A 19,381-nucleotide genomic window follows, 5' to 3' on the forward strand; every position below is an offset into this window, starting at 1 on the left:
GCATTTTGTTCTCCGGTTCATCCCTTTCAACCGAAAGGAAAGGAGTCTAACATGGCAAGCGATCTTTTGAACGATAAAGAAGGAGCCGAAAAAGCCGTTATTGACTGGCTTCAGGGAAAGGCCGGCAGCAAAACCAAATTTTATATTAAAGACTTTTACAAGCTTTTCCCCGATGACAAACCCCGGGAAATCAAAAAAGTTGTTAACAAAATGGTTGAAAACGGCATTCTTGAATACTGGTCATCCGGATCCACCACTATGTACGGTCTGAAGGGTGCCGGTATCCAGCATTCTTCCGAAGGCGAAGAATAGAGAATTTTTTCGCTTAATTCATGACTGTCAGTAGGGAAAAAGTCCCTGGAGTTGTTATTGCCGGACTCAGGGGTGGTTCAGGCAAGACAATAATATCCCTTGGGATAACTGCCGCATGGAGAGCCCGGAATATAACGGTGGCTCCCTTTAAAAAGGGCCCTGACTATATTGACGCCGGCTGGCTATCACGGGCAGCCGGTCGCCCCTGCTATAATCTTGATACCTATCTGTGCGCCCAGTCGGTCGTACAAACCTCTTATCTTACTCACTCCCAATCCTGCGATATTGCCATGGTTGAGGGCAACCGCGGCCTTTACGACGGCATTGATCTGGATGGGACCACCTCCACAAGCGAACTGGCCAAGCTGCTGGATCTGCCTGTGATACTGGTACTGGACTGCACCAAATCCACCCGTACCATGGCCGCTGTACTCATGGGCTGCATGCAGTTTGATCCGGATATCAATATTTGCGGCGTTATCCTCAACCGTATGGCCGGAAAGCGCCATGAGGGAAAAGTTCGGGCAAATATTGAACACTTTTGCAATATTCCGGTTTTTGGCGCTCTGCCGAAGCTAAAGCAGGAAGATTTTCCCGAACGTCATATGGGGCTTGTCACTTCCGAAGAACACCAGGAAAGCGATACCTCTTTGGCCCGGGCCAGGCAGGTGGCCCTGGATAATATTGATGTTGATGAACTTTTCCGACGGATCACTTCGTTTAAGGGACAGGGTATGCCGCTTGTGGACAACGACCGGCAGGAATCGGTTCCTGCAATGAATACGGCAGAAAATAAAAAGCAGGCAACAGATATTTCCACTGTGACCATTGGCGTTGTTCGGGATTCCGCATTTCAGTTCTATTATCCTGATAATATTGAAGCCCTGGAAAATCTGGGTGCCGGGATTAAATTCATCAGTCCTTTATCCCAGTCCGATATTCCCGAAGTCGACGCCATCTACATGGGCGGCGGCTTTCCCGAAACCCACGCCACCCAGCTGTCTGCCAATCAGGTTTTCAGAGATAATTTAAAAGCGCTGTCCCGCAAAGGACTTCCCATTTATGCCGAATGCGGTGGCCTGATATTCCTTGGCGAGAGTATTTGTCTTGATGATGTGGTTTACCCCATGACCGGTATCCTGCCCTTACGGTTTGGGCTTTCCAAACGGCCCCAGGGCCATGGCTACACGGAAGTTGAAGTGGTCAATGAAAATCCATTTTATGCCAAAGGAGAAGTGCTTCGCGGCCATGAATTCAGATACTCCAAGGTGATTTCCATTGATTATGATGATAGTGCCATGGCATTTAAAATGACTAGGGGCAAGGGGATTATTGAAAAAAAGGACGGATTTTTTAAAGACAATACCTTTGGCACCTATACCCACATCCATACCCTTGGTACCACCAGCTGGGCACCCTCTTTGATTGCTAAGGCCAGGCGCTTCAAAGCTTCACGTCAATAACCCATGATCCATATAATTACAGACCTATAAAATTCCTTACAACATGAAATTTTATATTGGGAGCACGAAAAATCCCATAAGATGAGAAAACGTTGAGTACAGGGGAGAAAATAGGAATTGTTGCGTTTGTCTTGGCAAGCGCCTTGTTTGTTTTGTGGGGACCGGTGTGGAGCATTTTTCCACTGGCGGGATTTATTCTGGTGTGTCTGGCCGCTCCTTTTTTGACGGGATTCGGTTTTTTTTTGCCTGTTATCTGTCGGGGGTCCCGCAGCATTCGTTGTGTCTCTCTTACCTTTGACGACGGGCCTGACAGAACCACAACCCCTTTGGTTTTGACTCTCCTTGAAACTTACCAGGTGCCGGCCACGTTTTTTGTCACAGGAAAAAATGCCCGCAGGAATCCGGATCTCATTGCCCGAATTCTGGATCAGGGCCACACCATCGGCAACCATACCTATTCCCACGATCCTTTGATCATGCTCAAATCAGCTCAGCGCCTCAAAGAGGAGATCATTAAAACCCAGACGGTTCTTGCGGCCAATGGCATCCGGCCACTGGTTTTCCGGCCCCCGGCAGGTATCACCAACCCCAAATTGGGACCTGTTCTGGCAGAATTGGGATTAAGTGCTGTAAATTTTTCCTGCCGTGCCATGGATAAAGGCAACCGCAGGATATCCGGTATTGCGTCAAAAATTCTGCACCGGGTGAAACCCGGTGATATTATTTTGCTCCATGATTCAACGCCCTGGACTGAAAACCATGAGACACGGGATAACACAGTGCTCTTTTCGTTTTTAACCGAACTTGAGCGTCTATTGAATGGACTTAAAACCAGGAAACTGTCGGTCGTTCCGTTATCGGAGCTGATCGGGCAGGCGGTCATGGAGCAGTCCCTGCCTGAACGGCAGGGACTCCGGTAATTTAGATTAATTTGTCTTAAATCTCTTTACCGTTCAGGTAAATTTTAGGGATAATGGGGCTGTTTTTTTGCCCGATATTTTGATGGAGGCTTTGCTTTTTTATCTTTCGAGTTCTCGTTTTTCTTACACATACCATCAATCCGCCTCAGGTCAAGCACTTACTATCCCTGGGGAAAAGTTTGCAGTTTTATATGTGTTGCAAAGCTGATAATATAAATGTTAACTTGTCTTATGAAAATCAATCAAAGGAGGTCGCTTATGAATTTTAAAGAATTGACCCCGCAATCTATGTGTATTCATGCCGGAGCGTCGGTAAACGACTCCAGGGCTGTTGTTCAGCCGATTTATCAGACGTCGGCCTTCCGGTTTGATTCCACCGGCCACGGGGCAGCTCTTTTTGCCGGGCGACAGGAAGGCTACATTTCAATGCATTTCTGGTACACAGGGGTATCAAAACCCTGGGAATCCGGATGGAAAAGCATGCGGAAAACGGCATGGCAATTGCCCGGTTCCTGGAAGCTCATCCCCAAATTGCCTGGGTTCGCTATCCGGGTCTGAAAAGTCATCCCCAGTATGATCTTGGCCAGACGCAGCACAGTGGTCCGGGCGGGGTGATGGCATTTGAGCTTAAGGGCGGGTTTGAGGCCGGAGAGACGCTGCTTAATTCAGTGCCAATATGAATGTTATCTCAAAGCTTTGAGATACCCTGGCCCAAAGTAAGTCAGGCGACCAATGAAATGAATGTCGGAAGCCATCAGGTAGAAACCAGTGCTGTGGAGCTGTCGAAACTTGCTGAACACCTGAACGAAATGGTTGGAAGATTTAAGATATCAACCTGAAAATTTGAGGTAAAACTCAATTATCTTATGAATGAGCTTTGCTTGCGGTAATGTCTTTTATAATATGGGACGGATATATGTCTTTAGAAAGTACTCAATGCCTGTTTTATTAAAGTGCATATGGTCGTAATAAAATTTTTTATCCTGCATGCACGATGCACAGTTGATGTAAAAGACCCCAGCTTCACGATCAGCAGTTTTCCTCAAGAACGCATCTACCTCAGGCAGGCCCGGAAAATCGGGCATGAACAGTGGGAGCATGACATAGGTGATTGTGGCGCCATGGGTTTTCACCAGCCGATTAATGTCATCAACCACATGGCCGTAAGCGACAAAGTTGTTCTGATCATACTTTTTCAGATAATGTTTTTTTGCCTTCTCCATCTTTTCTTCATCGATTTTCTTAAGCGTACCTTCCGTGAGTCCGGGGGCTGCATAGCGGGATATCTTTTGCCAGTCCGTGACCTTAATCATCTGCAGGTAGGAAGAGAGCCGGTCCAGGGGATAACGCTCCTTGATGAGCTTTAGGAAAATGAACAGTTCAAAGGGCTCATCCCTGAGAAAGAAATCGTTGTGTTCATTGTTGATGGACGAATAGAAAATAAACGGGTCGACCAGGTAAATAACATGGTCTGTCGTATTTCCCTGATTCAGGAAAAAAGAGAGATGAACATCCATGGGCATCAGACCGCCGCCGCCCCCTTTGGAGAGGTTGGCAACCTTCCTGCCCAGGATTCTCTCCACCATTTCATGGTTTCCATCCCGGGAAAGCACGCGGCCCCTTGAGGTTCCCAGAAAGACGACCGGATAGTGTTCGTTTTCTCCAATGACCAGCAGGTTTGACTCGCTTTCGGCATATGACAGATGGATATCCCGGTGCCGCCCTGAAAAGCCATAGAGAAGGAGTGTGAGAATAAAAAGATTCAGCACCCCGAATATCACTAATTTTATAATAAAAAGTGTTCCGTTCATTTTTTGCTTTTATCAGAACTGAAAATAAATGAATTCCTGTTTTACGCCAAACACTCCCGAAATCAATACAGACCAGAATGCAACCGTATAGATGGCCCAGCGGACCGTGAGTGGAAGATTTCCCACCAGTTCCTGGACCCATCCCCGACGTTCCCACATTTCTACGCCAAAAAGCAACACAACCATAAAAAGCAGAGAAATAAATTGCGGGATGCCCACTACAGTGATCCCGGCCTGTTTTAAACCAAATCCGTCAATACCGATCAAAAACATTTTACGGATAATGGTAAATGCGTCCGACACCGAATTGGCCCGGAAAAAAATCCAGGCAAAAGAGATCATAGAGATCGTGATGGCCACCTGTATCCCTTGATTCAGCCTGGAGGCCTTGCCCGTAAACAACCTGTCTGCCAGTCGCCTCTGGAAATGGCGTGTTGCGTTCTCCAAAATCAGTATAAAGCCATGCAAAGCGCCCCAGACGACAAATGTCCAGTTCGCCCCATGCCACAAACCGCTTATCAGAAAGGTAATAAAAATATTGTATCGCCACCGCCATATTGTCACTCTGTTTCCCCCTAACGGAACATATACATAATCCCGAAACCAGGTGGACAGGGAGATATGCCAGCGTTGCCAAAATTCGTGAAGAGACCTTGAAAAATAAGGATGCCTGAAGTTCTCCATCAGGTCATATCCTAAGACTTGAGCGCTGCCCCGGGCCATATCCGTATATCCTGAGAAATCACAGTAGATCTGGACGGTATAAAACAGGGTGGCGATAATGAGCGCAATGCCCTGATAATCCCCCACATGGTTGTAAACATGGTTAACATAGACGGCAAGATGGTCGGCAATGACCATTTTCTTGACAAGTCCCCAGAGTATGAGCCGTAACCCCTGGGTGACGTTCTGATAATCAAAGGCTCGGGGCTGTTTGAATTGGGGCATCAGGTCCCTGGCCCGGTTGATTGGACCTGAAAGCAACGGGGGAAAGAACGCCGTGAACAAGGCAAAAATATGTAGTTTGCGTTCCGCCGGAACTTTGTCGTTATAAACATCCAGAATATAGCCCAGGCCCTGGAATGTATAAAAGGAGATGCCCACCGGAAGGAGCAAGTCAAACATGGGAATATCCTGGTGGATATTCAGTGCCCCAAGCACACTGGCGGTTGATTTGTTGAAAAAGTTGAAATATTTGAACAAAAAAAGCGTTCCGATATTTAAGAAAACACCTGCCCACATATAAGGTTTTCTTTTGTTTTTCTGGGCGGTTGACATCAGGCGCCCTAGGGTATAATTGACCAGGGTTGATCCCATGAGAATAAAAATATATTCAATTTTTGCAAAGGAATAAAAAAAATAGCTTGATGATAAAAGCAAAACCCATCTGTACCGATGAGGGGTGAAATAGTAAAGTCCGATTAAAACAGGGAAAAAAATGGCGAATTGAAAGGAATTGAATAACACGGTTGTCCCTAACGGGTGTTCATGTCAAATGGTCAATAAATAATTGCCGGGCCGTCTGTTTCCTTTGTTCTTTAACAACCCTGAAACCATTTTGCTTTTTTTTACGTACACTGGTGGACTATAAAGAGTCACATCGTCTGCGTCAATTGTAAAATTGACAACCACATCAATATACCGATATAATTTGCTTTGGTTCATATGATGACACGTCAACACGGATGACCCGTATAACAGATATCTACCTGAAAAGGCGAGCCTCTTGATGCAAATTCTGAAAAATTTGAATCATGCAATGATTTCAAAAGTCATGATCATTTTTATTCTGCCTTATTTTTTATCGGTCGGATGCTATCAGGCCGGGGTGGAAAAACGAATATCCGGAGAAAAAGAAGGGTCGGCTTGTGTAGATAAAACAGCAAAAACGTGGACCCCTTCCGTATGGACGGATTTTGTCAGGAACGGCCCCACAGGTACCCGCCTGCCCGATTTTTCAAGAGCCGGGTATGGTATGGCGGAAAAAACAATACCCGAAATAAAAAAACCGCTCTTCAATGTCACCCATGTGCGATTCGGCGCTGTTCCCGATGACGGCAAGGAAGACACGTTGGCGATCCAGGCGGCCATTGATGCTGCGGCAGCAGCCGGGGGCGGTGTTGTATTTCTGCCCAAAGGCCGATACGACATTCATCAGACAAAAACGTCTCCCTATCTTCAAATTCGTTCTGACCGTATCGTTTTGCGGGGCCAGGGCTCCGGTAAAACCGGCACCATCCTTTTCATGGGTGCGCCGGGAGAAGATGGGCGGGTCCGCCGTCTGGGAACCGTTTCAGCCGAAATAGAAGCCCGGTCTCATACGGCTGTAGCAGTTATAGGCCCTGAGGAGGGTAACGAACTGGCCGCGTTTACACAAGACGTGGTCCGGGGACAAAGAGATATTCGGGTTACCGATACCGGAAAATTTTTTGAAGGACAGGTGGTGACTGTCGTATGCAACGATCCTCTCATCGACCCCGCACATCCGGCACCACATAAAGCGGATATCCCTGTGCAACTGACCACACCTTTTGCGCTCAGTTCTGTCCAGAACGATACGTTTGGGGCTTCGGTTCAGAAACTTTCCTGGATTGCCGGCATTGAAAAGATTCTCGATGCCCATACCATCCGTCTAACCCGTCCGGCAAGGTTTGATCAGCCCTTACGCTATACCCCTGAAATTTTCTCTTTTAACGGCATTCACGAGATCGGCATCGAACACCTGCGCATCGAAAGTGCGTGGTCCGGCGGCTACCGGCACCACAAACCGTTCAAGGATACGGATGGAAAGATTATCCGTACCGCCAAGGAGCAGGATTATCTCTGGGGTGGCATCTGGATCAGCAGCGCAGTGAACGGATGGGTACAAGATGTGACCTTTGCCGACATGACCCAGGGAATTATCCTCAGCCAATCTGCCCAGTGGACCCTGAAGGACCTTACATTTACAGGACAGGAAGGACATGCCGGTGTCACCATCGGATGGGGAAACGACAACCTGGTCAGAAACGTTCACTTCCATGCCCGGTTGGTTCATCCGGTGACGCTTACAATGACGGCATCAGGAAACGTTATCACAGAATGCACGGCACATTATGAAGGCAGAAATTCATATTCAGGCACGGACACGGCCATGGATTTTCACGGCATTTTTCCTTTTGAAAATCTCTTTGAAAAAATGAAGGGGTTCTATGTCTGTCCGGGTGGAGATTTGAGCGTGATGCCCCATGCCGGTGTAAGAAACGTTTTCTGGAATATCGAGGCACCTGCAAAGATCACCGGCTACGGCGACTATGCAAAAGATTCCTTCGTGCAAACCTATGATTTTGTGAACACCTCATCCAAAACGCCTGCCACCATGCATGAACACTATCCCCAGGCATTCTACATTGGTATCCACAGGAGGGGCAATCGCTGCGTCACCCTGGCCGGATCAACCGAAGACGGTCACACCCGGTGGATGACCGTGGAAGGATTGAATCATCCGGATATCGCCATTCCTTCCCTGTACGAGCGGCAAAGAAAAGAAGCACAGTAGAAGGATCAACCTACCCACCTCTATTTAACAGCCTGAACTATATATCCGCCAGGAAATGCCATTTTTTCTGCCTGTACAAGTTGTTTCTCAGTCCGTTTTCTTTCTTCTATCTCGTGCTGAAGCTTGACAGTCTGTTTTTCCAGATCTTTCTGGTATGCCTCATTCTCAGCAATGAGCTTGGGGCGATCTATCGCTTTTTCAAAAAAAATTATCCAGATTATCAAGAAACAGATCCGTTAAAAATGGATCAAAATGTTTACCCGTCTCGCTTTTGAAAAGTGCAATAATTAATTTTGGGGTTTAAGGTTATCCGGGTTTCGCCAGCACAGGGGATCCGACGCCAGAAAATCTCCTGTGAGCTGGAAGGCTGCGCCCCGGCACCCGTAACAGATGTCATTTTTTTCACAGGTGCGGCAGTATCCTTTGATGGTTTGCCGGTGATTTTTCAGCAGGCGAAGTTCGCGGGAATGGTCCAGAATATCCTTAAGGCGGGTTTCCCGTATGTTGCCTATGGATTTTGTAATCCCCACACAGGGTTGGACATTGCCGATGGAGGTGACGGTGCAGGAAAACTGGTGCCGCATACACTGGTTGCCCATGAGCGGCGGCTGGGGGTCCCATTCAATGCCGTAGCGCTCCCGGTCAACGGCACATATTTCCTCGAACACCACTTTGAGTTCCAGGGGAGAAAGTTCAAGGGAGGTATTGTTTTTTGCCTGGCCCTGGGGGGTAATGATTTCAAAATAGGGCGCCATGTTGTTGTCCCTGATCCAGGTCCACAAGTTAATCAGTTCATCCCGGTTCTGGCGGCAGATAATGGTGCTCAAGGCCAGGAACGCATCTTTGGCGGGATAGCCTGCGGCTTTAAGGTTGCCAAGGGCATTGTGGATAATATGAAACGCCCCTTTTTTACCTGCAAGGGCATCCTGTCTGGCCTCATCAAAGGAGTTCATTTTCAGGACCACCCTTACCCCGGCTGCGCGAAGTTCCCGGGAAAAATCAGGGGTAATGCCGGTACCGTTGGTAAAGATCTCTGTTTCAAGATGATGGCTTTTTAAAAATTCAATGACCTGCCGGATATGGGGGTAGATGCTGGGCTCTCCGCCCAACAGAATAATTTTCCCGGCCCCAAGTGCTTTGGCCTGGATAATGACTTCAAATATTTCGTCCAGACTGAGTTCATTATCAAAATATGCGTCATGGGGCACATAGCAGTAGCTGCAGCGAAAATTGCACCGCAGGCTTAACTCAATCTCCATGGAGAGAAGCCGATTGCCGGATACTGCGTGATCAATTTTTTGTTTGGAAAATTCAAAGTTTCCCGCACAACCAATATTGTGACTGGTACAGATACTCATGGGGAGACCTTTGCGACAAACCAGACGGTTTCCGGATTGTTACCGGATATTTGGGTATGTTCCATCCTGAAATCCGCTTCGTTGATAAGATCTGTGATGGCTTGCACAGACAGGTAATGGGGAACCACCCCTTTTAATTTCAGTTTCAGCGCTTCAATGATCCAGATCCGTGTTGGCTTTCCGGCCGGTGGGATGATGGCCCTGATAATCAGGACACCCTCGGGAGCCATCGTTGCCCTGATTCTTTTTAAGGTCAACCTGAATTCATCTGGTGTTAAAAAATGGGACATGTCCAGCATCAGGGCCATGTGGATCGGTTCTGAGACAGTGGGAAGATCCGGGGCACTGCCCAGCGCAACACTTCCCCGGTCTGATACAGCCATGGCACTGATGCGTTGGCTTTCGGGATCCGGCTCCAGGCCGAATATACGGGCATGGGGAAATCGTTCAAGAAGAAAGCAGGCCGGCACCCCGAGCCCTGTGCCGATATCCATGATCCGCAAAACATTGTCCCTGCCTGCCAAAATCCCGGGCAGCTCTCTGAACATGGGGTCCAGTTGCAGTTTAAAGCGGGCGAACATTCTGGGATATGCCTCGGCCGTGCGGTACCTGGCAAGAATCCGGGATGGGGCCGGTGTGCCCGTTTCCTGGTTTTGATCTTCCTGGGGTTCCGGCAATGAACCTTTGCCCCGGGGCGATTCTGCGGTTTGTAAAATAAAATAGCGGCGCAGCAGGGGCGGCAGAATCAAAAAAGCGCCCCCAAGGCAAAAGCCGATGCCCAGAAGGGAGGCAAGGCCGGCACTTTGCAAAAGCGAATGGGTTGCCATACACATCACTCCGAATCCGATCATGGTGGAAACGCCTGCCATGAATACGGCCAGGCGTATCAGTTCGACCGAGGGATGGGATTCGTCACGGTATCGCTGGTAGGCGCGCACAAAAAAAAGGGAAAAGTCAATGCCGATGCCGAATACGATAATGGAGAGCATCAGCGCGGGAATATCAAGGTTGTGTCCTAACAGTTTCATGGTGCCGAGGGTGCAGATAAAGGCAAAAAAGACCGGCAGCATGGTGATGATGGTGAGTCTGATGTCTAGAAAAAAGATAAAAAGCAGGATCAGGACCGCCCCTGCAATGATGAAGAACATTTTGGTAAAGGTGGTGTACAAAATGGCACCTAATGTGTCGGAAAAAAGCTGGGGCTCAAACACGGTGGCAATGCTGCTGAAGGCGTCATAGAAACTTTTTTCATCCACATCCGGGTTGCGCATAAGGCTTGTGGTCCAGATCCAGTGACCGCGGTTGTCTCTGGGTTGGGAGATGCCCATCATGGAATAAAGGGCCTGGGGAATTGCCACGGGTCCGTCCGGAGGGTTGGCCGGGGCAAGCAGGCCTAAAAACGGGTCAAAGGCATCCCGGGTAAAACCGAGCCGGTCTGCCTCCCGGATCAGGGTCTGTTTGAGGGCCGTGACCCGTTCATCACCCCAGAACTGTACCCAGGCCTGATAGTTCTCCTTTTTTTTTGCCTCCCCCGGGAAGATCATTGAAAGTATTGTGCCCGAGGCCGGAACACCTTGGGTCTGAACGGCAGAGACCCTGTCTGACAGCCGGTCGCTTAAATCCTGAAGCTTTTTGACAGAATCGGCAGTCAGCATGAGATGGGACTTGCCTGTAAATCCTTTGCCCCAGGTCTCATAGAATGCTGTATCCGCATCCCTGGTTTCCCGGCTCACCGTACTCATGGCGGACAGATCCACATGAAAGACCGGCCAGGCAAACCACACCAGGACCAGTGTCAGCGCCAGGGCAAACCAGGCACCACGGTTGCCGGGAAGAATCAGGGTATTGACCAGCCCTTTCAGGGGGAGCCTCCGGGCTTTTGCCGGCCGAAGCATGGGCACGATCCTTGGGAACAGGGAATGAATAAAGACAAAGGAGAATCCCATGCCAAGGGCGGTAAACTTCCCGAGTTCTTCAAGAATTTTAAAATCGCTCATCCCCAGGGAGAGAAAGGCGCATACCGTGGTCAGGGTGGCGATCAGACCCACGGCCCGCACTTCCGTGGATGCCTGTCTGCCAAATGTTTTTTGGGGCTGGTCCAGAAACAGCAGGTAGGTAATGCCGTGGTCTATGGTGATGGAGATGATGGCCCCGCCAAATCCCAGAACGATCAGGGAGATGCTGTCATATAACAGGGAATAGGTAAAAAGGCCCGCAATGGTGCCGAACATGGCCGGAACCAGGGCCAAAAGCCCGATCCATGGCCGGGGAAAGGCCAGAAACAGCAGAAGGGTGATGGCTGCCGTGGCAATGAGGATGGCGTTTTGGACATCATGTTTGATTATTTTTTCATTGTCATAGGCGGCCCTGAATGCCCCTACCGAGGTGAGTACGGCATGCTCATCCGGCCGGGAAAACGCTGTTTGGGCAAGGGTCTGGACGGCATGGATCAGATCCATGGTCCGGGTGGCAAATTTTGAGTCCGTGCCCGAGCCTTTGGGGGTGGCTATGATCAGGCAATGCCGTGAATCCGGTGACAAAAGTTTGCCTTGGTAAAAGTTGAATTTATCAACCGGTGCCAGGGATTTCAGCCTTGCCAGCACAATGTTTTTCAACCCGAGGGGGTCAAGGGCTATGAATTCGGATGTGCCCACTTCCTCAAGGCTTAAGAGGCGGTCATGGGTTTGGGAGAGCGTCTCCCGGACGGCGTCAGGCGAGAGCAGGGGACGGATCCGGTTTTCAAGCTGGGTGCGGGTGAATTGAAAGGGCAGGGTTTTTACCACCTGGGTGATCAGTTCGGGCATGATCTGCTGGTAGTGATCCATTCCCACACGGCTGAACAGTCCGGAGGCCCAAAGTTGTTCTTCCACCATGGCGGCAAGTTTGACCAGCCGTTCCGGATCACGGGTGCCAAGGCTTGCACTGATAATGACCTGGTCCTGGAGGGGATGGTGGTCAAAAAAATCAAGGGCGTCATGGATCACCCGGTTGTGTGTCGGAAGCGATGCCGTGATATCCGTTTCCACATAAAGCCTTTGGAAACTGACAAAGAGCATGAAGGCCGCGGCAAGGATCGTGATGATCAATAGAGCTATGTTCAGCTGTTTGTCGCCTTTTTTTGAATTTACCATAGGCACACCACAAGACCTGCGAGAACTGCTAAATGAACGACAATGATCATCAGGCGGTGGGCATAAAAAAATTCGTTCATCAGCTGGATAAATCCAAGGCCGCCAAAACAACGCCGGAACCTGTCCAGGCCGCGGCAGGCATCATTGTCTGTTTCTGCATTGCTCTGGAAGGCAAAAAAAGGCGTTATTCCCAAATAGTCGTCACAAAGGTTTTTGAGCATCACGTCATAGGGTATCCCGCGCCAGGGCTGTCTTGCGATCTTTTTGCCAAAGGCGCGGCTGACGGCATAGGCATGGGTCAATGCCTGATACCTGATTTTTTTTACCCCTGGATTACCGGTTTTTGAACTGCCCCTGATCAGACATCCGAAAAAAAACAGGCTCCAGGTGCCGCAGGTTGACAGATGTGTAACGGCTGCGCTTAAAATCTTGGGGGTATACCGGTGAATTACCACGTCATCCTCAAATACGACCCATTGTTGTGCCCCGGCATCAATGGCTTTTTCCATGCATAGAAGATGGGACGCAAAGATGCCCCGGCAGGTATCATTGTGATCTTTCTCCACCAGGACAAATTCCACACGCTTCAGAATGCCCATGCGTGAAAATTCAAGCCTGATCCGTTCCCGGCGGTCAGTACGATCCCGAAGCGAGATGCAGTACAGCCTGTCAAAAAAGGCCCAGGGGGTTTCTGTTTCAGGTGTCATGGCGTGTCATTGGCTCTTTTTTGAAACGTTCATGCAATGATTCCCGGATACAAGGGCCAGCAAGTTATTTCGGTGATTTAGAACGATAAACCCCATACATACAATCATCGCAGCGATTCCCGAAAAATCGGTTCCGGATATCCTGGCAAGGCCCATGCCGATAATGGCCACAAGCACCATGGAACCGGCAAAAGGCAGCCGAAAAAAAAGATATCCTGCACACCAGCCGGCAAGGGAAAGCAGTGTAAATAAAGGGGTGAGAAACAGGGACAAACCAATGAAATGGGCAACGCCTTTTCCCCCTTTAAATCCGTGGAAACAGGGGAAGCGGTTCCCAAGGAGCAGAAAAAATCCCATCCAGAGGGTTGCGGGCACAGACAGAAACCGGGAGGCAACCGCTGAAATCAGAAACGCCTTTCCCACATCGGCCATGAGAACAAATCCGGCCCATTTCACCCCCAAGATTCTGTAAACATTGGTGGTCCCGGCGTTTTTGCTGAACAGGGTCCGGGGATCTTTTTTTGTTTTCACCTGCAGCACAAGGATGGAAGCATTCAATGAGCCTGCGGCATAGGCAATCAGGCAGAAAAGTATGAACATGAGTGGATGCCCTCCCTGATCCATGCCGGAGGGGTGATGGTTCCGCCGCTGACATCTCTCATCATTGCCCCGGATACGGTTTCACACAGATCGCCCTGCTTGTCGGTAATCCATATGTCAAACCCCAGGGTCCCGTGGGTTTGATATTGGGGGATGACCCGGGCAGTATAATCCTGATGTTCAACCGTGGGTTTGTAAATGATCCGTTTATCAAACCCCACCGGAAAGGCCACAACGCCGAAAAACCGCTGACTCCAGACACAGCCGGCATGGAAGGCTCCATCCAGGGGAAATCCTGATCCCAGCATGGTTTTAAATGGATCATCCGGATCATCGGGCATCGCTTTCAGTGTTGCATACGCGCCTGACCGGGCAAGCCGCAATTCATCCTTAATGGAGTGAAAGGCCGGCCCGAACGGAACCAGTTCACTGTATATGGAATCGGTTGCCACCTTAAACACGGGCTCTTCACATTCATGGGCATGGACTGGGGAGAGGTTTGGGACAGGTTCTGTTTTGGCGTAGAAGGTAGCCGTGCAATGCTCCCGGATTCTTGTCATGGCACCGTTTTTTGAGGAAAACCGGGTGGCCAGGGATAGCGAAATCCGCGTATCGTCGATGGGGCGGATATTGCACAGCGCGTCAATGGTCTCCTGGCCGGGTTCAAGCACAAGAAATTTATTGAAGCGTGCATCCGCCATATGCCCCGGGGCAAAGGCGGAAGTGAAAAAATCGCGTTCCCCGATTAATCCGGCCAGGATCTTTAACGCCTCCACAGCCGGAAAAACCACCTTGCCTGCAAAACAATGGTCCATGAAGTGGGGATAAACGGCTATGGTTAACGGAACCTGGGTAAAGGAGCTGTCCATCTCAGGTTCTGCTTGGCGGGTCTACAAATTTCAGGCTCAGGTTTTCCCCTTTTTCATACCCCATCACCCATACGGCCAGATAGGTATCCACATAATCCAGCCAGGCCTTGAAGGTTTCAGGATCAATCGCGTGTCTGAAAAGTCTTGCCGTGACAACTGCACTGCCGGCCGCGTAGTGGCGGCAGTCCGCACAATCGGTATCCGGCACACAGCATGCCGCGCTTCTGTCCCAGGTCAGATCTGCCCTGTATTGTCTGAATGTTTTACCCAGGCCCACATCTTCATGCGGATTCATTCTCGGATAAGAACATTGAAAAAGATCGTGCAGGGCCATCTCATGGGTATGAACAAGGATGTTATAGTGGGAGAAGAGCAGATGCTCAGGATAGGTTTCAAGCATCTCAATCATGATCTCCCTGGTTTTTGCCAGTGTCTGCCGGTTGTGCCGCAGGTCTCCATCATATCCCACCGGCGCGGAAAACATATTAAAGGTGAAGCGGCAGCCGTTTTCCGCAAGGATGGGGGCCACATCCCGTATCTCATCAATGTTGCTGCTGGTAAAGGTGTAGACAAATACGGCCCTGGGATCGTCTTTGTAGTTTTTGATCTGTTTTTCAAGCATGTGATCAGCCCTGCGAACGGCCTGGCTTGTCCGGTCATTGCCCCACACGGAGATGTGGATCCTGTAGCCCACACCCTCCGGTATGAATTTTAACCCATTGGATGCGATGGCGCCCAAAGGAATTTCCCGGTAACAGGTCTGCAAAAGTTCGGGAACCAGGGCGGGCTCAGCCCCTGCCAGCACAACAAAGGTGATTCCCCGTTCCTTTTCTCTGACCATCAGTTCCTGCCATGCGTCAGGATCGTTATTCCCGGTGACAAACTGTTTGTCGCCTTCATAAAAATAACAGCCTTCACACCGGATATTGCAGCGGTTGGTCATGTCATAGGTGGATTCCCTTAGGAAAAAGTACTTTTTTACCCGCTGCCATCGGCTGCGAATCACCGGATCGGACAGAATATCTGAGAATTTCCAATATGTTTGCATAGAGGGTTTTTATATATTTGTTAACTTAACTTAACTTAACTTTATCTCTTGTTGTGGGTTGAGCCTGGGTGTTGATAGACCAAGTCAGCCCATGGCAGTTATAATTTGTTGTTGATGTATTCGGCAATGAGCCGGACGTTTGTCAGTTTGGGGTAGTCATCCTCGTCAATGCGGATACCGTATTCATCCTGGATCACCAGGGCCACGGTGGCAAGATCCATACTGTCAATGCCGACTTCATCCACAAGGTCCATTTCAGGATCAAAGGTTTCGGGCGTCACATCCTCAATCATGAGTTCATCAATGATAATCCGGGTCACATTGATAATGACATCATCAATGGTTCTTACTTTGTTCATTTTTAGAGTTTTCTCCATTTATATAATTTTAAAGCTTCTTAACATATTCCTGACAAGATATCCATTTCAGGATTCATGGGTCAAGGGTCATCGCATGTAAAAAATACCTCACCCCACTTGATTTTATATCCTTTACGATTCCCCCAACCCAGGATTAACAAAACGCAATGGCAGGGATATGGCTGTTTTTCAGGTCAGGGTCATGCCTGTTATTTTTGCGACATAATTTTTAGTCTCCCTCGGCATCTGGCTTGGCCGGGAGTCCAGGTTCCCCATCCCCCAGTTGTAGGCGGCCAGGGCAAGGGGGACGCTTCCTTCATACCGGTCCAGCAACTGCTTCAGGTACCGTGTGCCGCCCATTACATTCTCAGTGGGATTCAGAGGGTCTTTTACCCCGAGTTCCCTTGCGGTATCCGGCATCAGCTGCATCAGCCCCATGGCCCCTTTGGGAGAAACAGCATCGGGATTAAAGCTGCTTTCCGCTTGGATAACCGCCTTGATGAGGCCTGAATTCACCCCAAAGGTTGTGGCGGCTTTCTCAATGATTGCTTCAATGTCAAGGCTGTCAGTCCGTTTGGCCTCTTCGGTTGTTGCGGTAACAGTTCCATTGGCTTCAATTTCCTGAAAGCGGTTTTTTGACGGTGCCTGTCGGATTTCTGACATCATTTTCCGACCGGCCGTCCGGTTGGAAAGCATCTGCTCAAGCCCGTCCATGAAAGGGGCACAAATCGGCTGATCATCCCCGTTTTCGGTCAGTATTCCCAGAAGGCTTTCATTTATCTGCATCATCATATGCCGGGACAAAACCAGGGAGAGCCTGGCGTTTAGAGAATCTGCCGCCGGGTCTTGTTCTGCTGCCTGGGCGGGGGGTGTCACCTGTTTGAGAAGATTTGAAAAAGATGCTGACCCGGGGCCCTTATTGTTTTGCAGCCCCGTTCTCCATGCTTCTCTGGAAACCGGGTTTAACCGGGGCGAGCCCATTGAAGCGTCAAATGTCGTGTCAAATTGGATCGTCATGATTTCTTAACCTGTAAATTGTTCCGGCTTGCTTGAGAACGGCCGGCGGACGGATTCATTACTGAAGGCCGGGCCTCTTTCAAACCAGTTACCTCTCGGAGAAAAGCAAGAAGCATGCCTTTTATCCAGGCAGGGGGATTAGCCGGTGACGGCTATAGCTGAACACAGGCAACGGTGGCAGGATATCTTCAGCCTGATCATTCAGCCGGATTCAATTTGAAGAAAATTTATGTGTCAGAACTTTTACGCACCCGGCAGATAGACAGAATGCTCGCCTTTGGGGGGATTCAAACAGAGGCAGGAGTATAATATATAAAATTTGGCCTGGTTCAATTCTCCAGGAGACAAGGTAACAGTTTTTGGTAACACTTTAACTTGCCATAAAATGTAACCTACTTAATTTGCATATTAAAATGATTTTTAAGAGAGTTATGTCTGCCTAATATCTGCAACCTTGTTTTGAACCAGGCCTAAAATTTAATCTTGAGTTTCCCTGCCGGGGATGTTTAATCTCCAATTAAGTTGCTTGGTTTCTGTTTTTCTTTTAGGTTTACATTCTAAAATAGAATGGTTAATGTTTTTGTTGTAGGAAGATTAGGTTATGTGATCTTAACTATAGTCGACCAATAACAACGAATATTAAAAGTGTTCCAATTGATTTTGGAAATTTTTTTAGTGTTAAGTATAAATAATTGTAAATAAGGTAAAGGCAAGACCGATGCCAAGACCGACTAAAATAACACCAGATCCAATAATTGATGCTGTTGTAGAATTTCGTTTTGAAAGTGAAATCCCACCTGATGCCATTTTAGGCATGCTGTTTAGCGTTGTTCGAAACGATTTTCCAAATTTCAACAAATTACCAATAGCTGATATTCCAGGGGTGCTAAGGCAGAAAGACCCACAATTAAAATTTGCGCCATGTTATCAATCTATTTCAAATGGATATCGATTAAATGTTGGCCCCAATGTGATATCCTTGGGGAACCCAGGAAATTATGTCGGTTGGAAAGATAATTTTTATCCATTTCTACAAAGTATTATTAAACAATTAGAAAAATCCGGAATTGTAAAAAGATTCACTCGGATTGGAATTAGATATATCGACTTTTTTGAGGCTGATATTTTTGAAAAAAAAATTACGCTTTCAATTAGTCTTAATGATGCCCCTCTTAATGCAAAGCAGATTACTGTTAGTACTATTTTTGAACAAGAAGAATTAGTTACTAGAGTAAACATTCAAAACAACTCAACTGTTATCTCAGGTGATAATCGCCGTGTTGGATCTATCATAGATACAGATACTTTCTTCGAACCAAAACAGGATATTTCTTTTAGCGACCTAATTTCATTACTGGATAAACAACATGAAGTTTCATTGTCAGTATTTTTCAATTTGCTTCACCCTGAGTTTCTAAAGACACTTAATCCGGAGTATTAAAAATGTATAATACAGAATTGTACGAGGATTTATTGCAGGGTCAGGGACAATACCAATACTCCCTTAAAAAAACAACAAAAACGATGGTGATCTGTGGCGCTCTTTTGTTAAATACGAGTGTTCCTCTTGTTTCGTACCCGTTATTGGGTAACTTTGCTATGAATAAAGATGGAAGTGATGGATATACGTTTAATAGTCGTTACTATGACAATGTGAATACATGGTCCGATATTAAGGTAGAATATATTCCCTTATTGAGGGTGAATATAGCTATTGGGTAGTATTAGGGAATACTTGTGATCTGTCAAGAAGTTTACCTATCAATGAAGACTCGCCGATACCACAACTCACTCATATTTCTCCCCTCATCCCAGTTCCGCAAGAGACTCCAGAGAGTATTCTTGATAATTTAAAAAAGTATAAACTTTTTAAGAGAGTGTTTATTCCAAGATGGAATGATGAAAAAAACGATTTTTATATTGATTTAACAATAATAAACTCTATAGAAAGACAGTGTTTAATGAACCATTCTGAAGTGTTGGCAAGGCTAAATTTTAAAACTTGGCTTTTGCTCCATTCCTGTCTTGTTCGATATATTGCTCGAGATGATGGTCGCCATGATTAGCAATACATCTTATTCATCAGTGGACTACATCAGTATCGAAATATCCCCAACATGGCATTTAGAACCCCGGACTATTATTAATAGTTTTGATCATCAAGCCTTTAAAAAGTAAAGGCAGGTCCTATACACAACATGTTTATAAATACTTAAATCCAGGGTTTTAGGCTCATCCACAATATGTA

Annotated in this window: 17 protein-coding genes; 6 read left to right on the forward strand and 11 right to left on the reverse strand. The window is 47.9% G+C overall.

The genetic code is table 11. The annotated features are described in order from the left end of the window. Positions 1 to 51 precede the first annotated feature (51 nt). The 4 genes from DESPODRAFT_RS06785 to DESPODRAFT_RS06800 all read left to right on the forward strand — a co-directional run bounded on the left by DESPODRAFT_RS06785 (position 52) and on the right by DESPODRAFT_RS06800 (position 3,375). A complete protein-coding gene (locus tag DESPODRAFT_RS06785) occupies positions 52 to 312 on the forward strand; it encodes a dissimilatory sulfite reductase D family protein (protein WP_004072376.1) in 261 nt (86 codons plus the stop codon). A 20-nt stretch (positions 313 to 332) separates the two neighbouring features. After that, positions 333 to 1,775 carry a cobyrinic acid a,c-diamide synthase CobB gene (locus tag DESPODRAFT_RS06790; RefSeq protein WP_004072377.1) on the forward strand — a complete coding sequence of 481 codons (1,443 nt, stop codon included), beginning with the start codon at positions 333 to 335 and terminating at the stop codon, positions 1,773 to 1,775. A gap of 92 nt (positions 1,776 to 1,867) precedes the next feature. Beyond that, positions 1,868 to 2,695 carry a polysaccharide deacetylase family protein gene (locus tag DESPODRAFT_RS06795; RefSeq protein ID WP_004072378.1) on the forward strand — a complete coding sequence of 276 codons (828 nt, stop codon included), beginning with the start codon at positions 1,868 to 1,870 and terminating at the stop codon, positions 2,693 to 2,695. 434 nt (positions 2,696 to 3,129) lie between these two features. Then, on the forward strand, positions 3,130 to 3,375 hold the full coding sequence (locus DESPODRAFT_RS06800) for a PLP-dependent transferase (RefSeq protein ID WP_083843550.1): 246 nt from the start codon (positions 3,130 to 3,132) through the stop codon (positions 3,373 to 3,375). 216 nt (positions 3,376 to 3,591) lie between these two features. Here DESPODRAFT_RS06800 and DESPODRAFT_RS06805 read toward each other — a convergent pair whose 3' ends face one another. After that, a complete protein-coding gene (locus DESPODRAFT_RS06805) occupies positions 3,592 to 4,506 on the reverse strand; it encodes a hypothetical protein (protein ID WP_004072379.1) in 915 nt (304 codons plus the stop codon). Positions 4,507 to 4,518: 12 nt separating this feature from the next. Further along, a complete protein-coding gene (locus tag DESPODRAFT_RS06810) occupies positions 4,519 to 5,886 on the reverse strand; it encodes an MBOAT family O-acyltransferase (protein ID WP_245532033.1) in 1,368 nt (455 codons plus the stop codon). A 349-nt stretch (positions 5,887 to 6,235) separates the two neighbouring features. Here DESPODRAFT_RS06810 and DESPODRAFT_RS06815 point away from each other — a divergent pair, with 349 nt between their 5' ends. Next, positions 6,236 to 8,044 carry a glycosyl hydrolase family 28-related protein gene (locus tag DESPODRAFT_RS06815; protein ID WP_004072381.1) on the forward strand — a complete coding sequence of 603 codons (1,809 nt, stop codon included), beginning with the start codon at positions 6,236 to 6,238 and terminating at the stop codon, positions 8,042 to 8,044. Positions 8,045 to 8,064: 20 nt separating this feature from the next. Here DESPODRAFT_RS06815 and DESPODRAFT_RS06820 read toward each other — a convergent pair whose 3' ends face one another. From DESPODRAFT_RS06820 to DESPODRAFT_RS06860, 9 genes are all read right to left on the reverse strand, one after another. Beyond that, positions 8,065 to 8,268 (reverse strand): hypothetical protein, encoded by a 204-nt coding sequence (locus tag DESPODRAFT_RS06820; RefSeq protein ID WP_004072382.1) that lies wholly within the window; start codon positions 8,266 to 8,268, stop codon positions 8,065 to 8,067. A gap of 63 nt (positions 8,269 to 8,331) precedes the next feature. Continuing rightward, the gene (locus DESPODRAFT_RS06825; protein ID WP_004072383.1) at positions 8,332 to 9,402 is read right to left on the reverse strand and encodes a radical SAM/SPASM domain-containing protein; all 1,071 of its coding nucleotides are present in this window, start codon (positions 9,400 to 9,402) and stop codon (positions 8,332 to 8,334) included. Then, positions 9,399 to 12,533, reverse strand: a complete 3,135-nt coding sequence (locus tag DESPODRAFT_RS06830) for an MMPL family transporter (protein WP_004072384.1) — start codon at positions 12,531 to 12,533, stop codon at positions 9,399 to 9,401. Before DESPODRAFT_RS06830 ends, DESPODRAFT_RS06825 begins: the two co-directional genes overlap by 4 nt. Beyond that, on the reverse strand, positions 12,527 to 13,240 hold the full coding sequence (locus DESPODRAFT_RS06835) for an LPS biosynthesis glycosyltransferase (RefSeq protein WP_004072385.1): 714 nt from the start codon (positions 13,238 to 13,240) through the stop codon (positions 12,527 to 12,529). Before DESPODRAFT_RS06835 ends, DESPODRAFT_RS06830 begins: the two co-directional genes overlap by 7 nt. A 6-nt stretch (positions 13,241 to 13,246) precedes the next feature. Then, complete coding sequence (locus DESPODRAFT_RS06840; protein ID WP_004072386.1) at positions 13,247 to 13,840, reverse strand: glycerol-3-phosphate acyltransferase; 594 nt, start codon at positions 13,838 to 13,840, stop codon at positions 13,247 to 13,249. Continuing rightward, positions 13,819 to 14,709, reverse strand: a complete 891-nt coding sequence (locus tag DESPODRAFT_RS06845) for a polyketide synthase dehydratase domain-containing protein (protein WP_004072387.1) — start codon at positions 14,707 to 14,709, stop codon at positions 13,819 to 13,821. The genes DESPODRAFT_RS06840 and DESPODRAFT_RS06845 overlap by 22 nt, the downstream gene beginning before the upstream one ends. A 1-nt stretch (position 14,710) precedes the next feature. Continuing rightward, positions 14,711 to 15,757, reverse strand: coding sequence for a radical SAM protein (locus DESPODRAFT_RS06850; protein ID WP_004072388.1), 1,047 nt, complete (start codon positions 15,755 to 15,757; stop codon positions 14,711 to 14,713). Positions 15,758 to 15,855: 98 nt separating this feature from the next. Next, positions 15,856 to 16,116, reverse strand: coding sequence for an acyl carrier protein (locus DESPODRAFT_RS06855; protein ID WP_004072389.1), 261 nt, complete (start codon positions 16,114 to 16,116; stop codon positions 15,856 to 15,858). Positions 16,117 to 16,305: 189 nt separating this feature from the next. Then, positions 16,306 to 17,133: a lytic transglycosylase domain-containing protein gene (locus DESPODRAFT_RS06860; RefSeq protein WP_004072390.1), complete on the reverse strand. Its 828-nt coding sequence runs from the start codon at positions 17,131 to 17,133 to the stop codon at positions 16,306 to 16,308. A 718-nt stretch (positions 17,134 to 17,851) separates the two neighbouring features. On the opposite strand from DESPODRAFT_RS06860, the gene DESPODRAFT_RS06865 reads away from it, so the two are divergent. Further along, a complete protein-coding gene (locus tag DESPODRAFT_RS06865) occupies positions 17,852 to 18,574 on the forward strand; it encodes a TIGR04255 family protein (RefSeq protein WP_004072391.1) in 723 nt (240 codons plus the stop codon). The last annotated feature ends 807 nt before the right edge of the window (positions 18,575 to 19,381 follow it).

Origin of the sequence: Desulfobacter postgatei 2ac9 (assembly GCF_000233695.2) — a bacterium.
GTDB lineage: Bacteria > Desulfobacterota > Desulfobacteria > Desulfobacterales > Desulfobacteraceae > Desulfobacter > Desulfobacter postgatei.

Bases quoted from the DNA above. Each gene is read 5' to 3' on its own strand.
- DESPODRAFT_RS06835 (WP_004072385.1), bottom strand. From the start codon at position 13,240: ATGACACCTGAAACAGAAACCCCCTGGGCCTTTTTTGACAGGCTGTAC.
- DESPODRAFT_RS06860 (WP_004072390.1), bottom strand. From the start codon at position 17,133: ATGACGATCCAATTTGACACGACATTTGACGCTTCAATGGGCTCGCCC.
- DESPODRAFT_RS06790 (WP_004072377.1), top strand. From the start codon at position 333: ATGACTGTCAGTAGGGAAAAAGTCCCTGGAGTTGTTATTGCCGGACTC.
- DESPODRAFT_RS06805 (WP_004072379.1), bottom strand. From the start codon at position 4,506: ATGAACGGAACACTTTTTATTATAAAATTAGTGATATTCGGGGTGCTG.
- DESPODRAFT_RS06825 (WP_004072383.1), bottom strand. From the start codon at position 9,402: ATGAGTATCTGTACCAGTCACAATATTGGTTGTGCGGGAAACTTTGAA.
- DESPODRAFT_RS06830 (WP_004072384.1), bottom strand. From the start codon at position 12,533: ATGGTAAATTCAAAAAAAGGCGACAAACAGCTGAACATAGCTCTATTG.
- DESPODRAFT_RS06845 (WP_004072387.1), bottom strand. From the start codon at position 14,709: ATGGACAGCTCCTTTACCCAGGTTCCGTTAACCATAGCCGTTTATCCC.
- DESPODRAFT_RS06785 (WP_004072376.1), top strand. From the start codon at position 52: ATGGCAAGCGATCTTTTGAACGATAAAGAAGGAGCCGAAAAAGCCGTT.
- DESPODRAFT_RS06850 (WP_004072388.1), bottom strand. From the start codon at position 15,757: ATGCAAACATATTGGAAATTCTCAGATATTCTGTCCGATCCGGTGATT.
- DESPODRAFT_RS06865 (WP_004072391.1), top strand. From the start codon at position 17,852: ATGCCAAGACCGACTAAAATAACACCAGATCCAATAATTGATGCTGTT.
- DESPODRAFT_RS06855 (WP_004072389.1), bottom strand. From the start codon at position 16,116: ATGAACAAAGTAAGAACCATTGATGATGTCATTATCAATGTGACCCGG.
- DESPODRAFT_RS06815 (WP_004072381.1), top strand. From the start codon at position 6,236: ATGCAAATTCTGAAAAATTTGAATCATGCAATGATTTCAAAAGTCATG.
- DESPODRAFT_RS06840 (WP_004072386.1), bottom strand. From the start codon at position 13,840: ATGTTCATACTTTTCTGCCTGATTGCCTATGCCGCAGGCTCATTGAAT.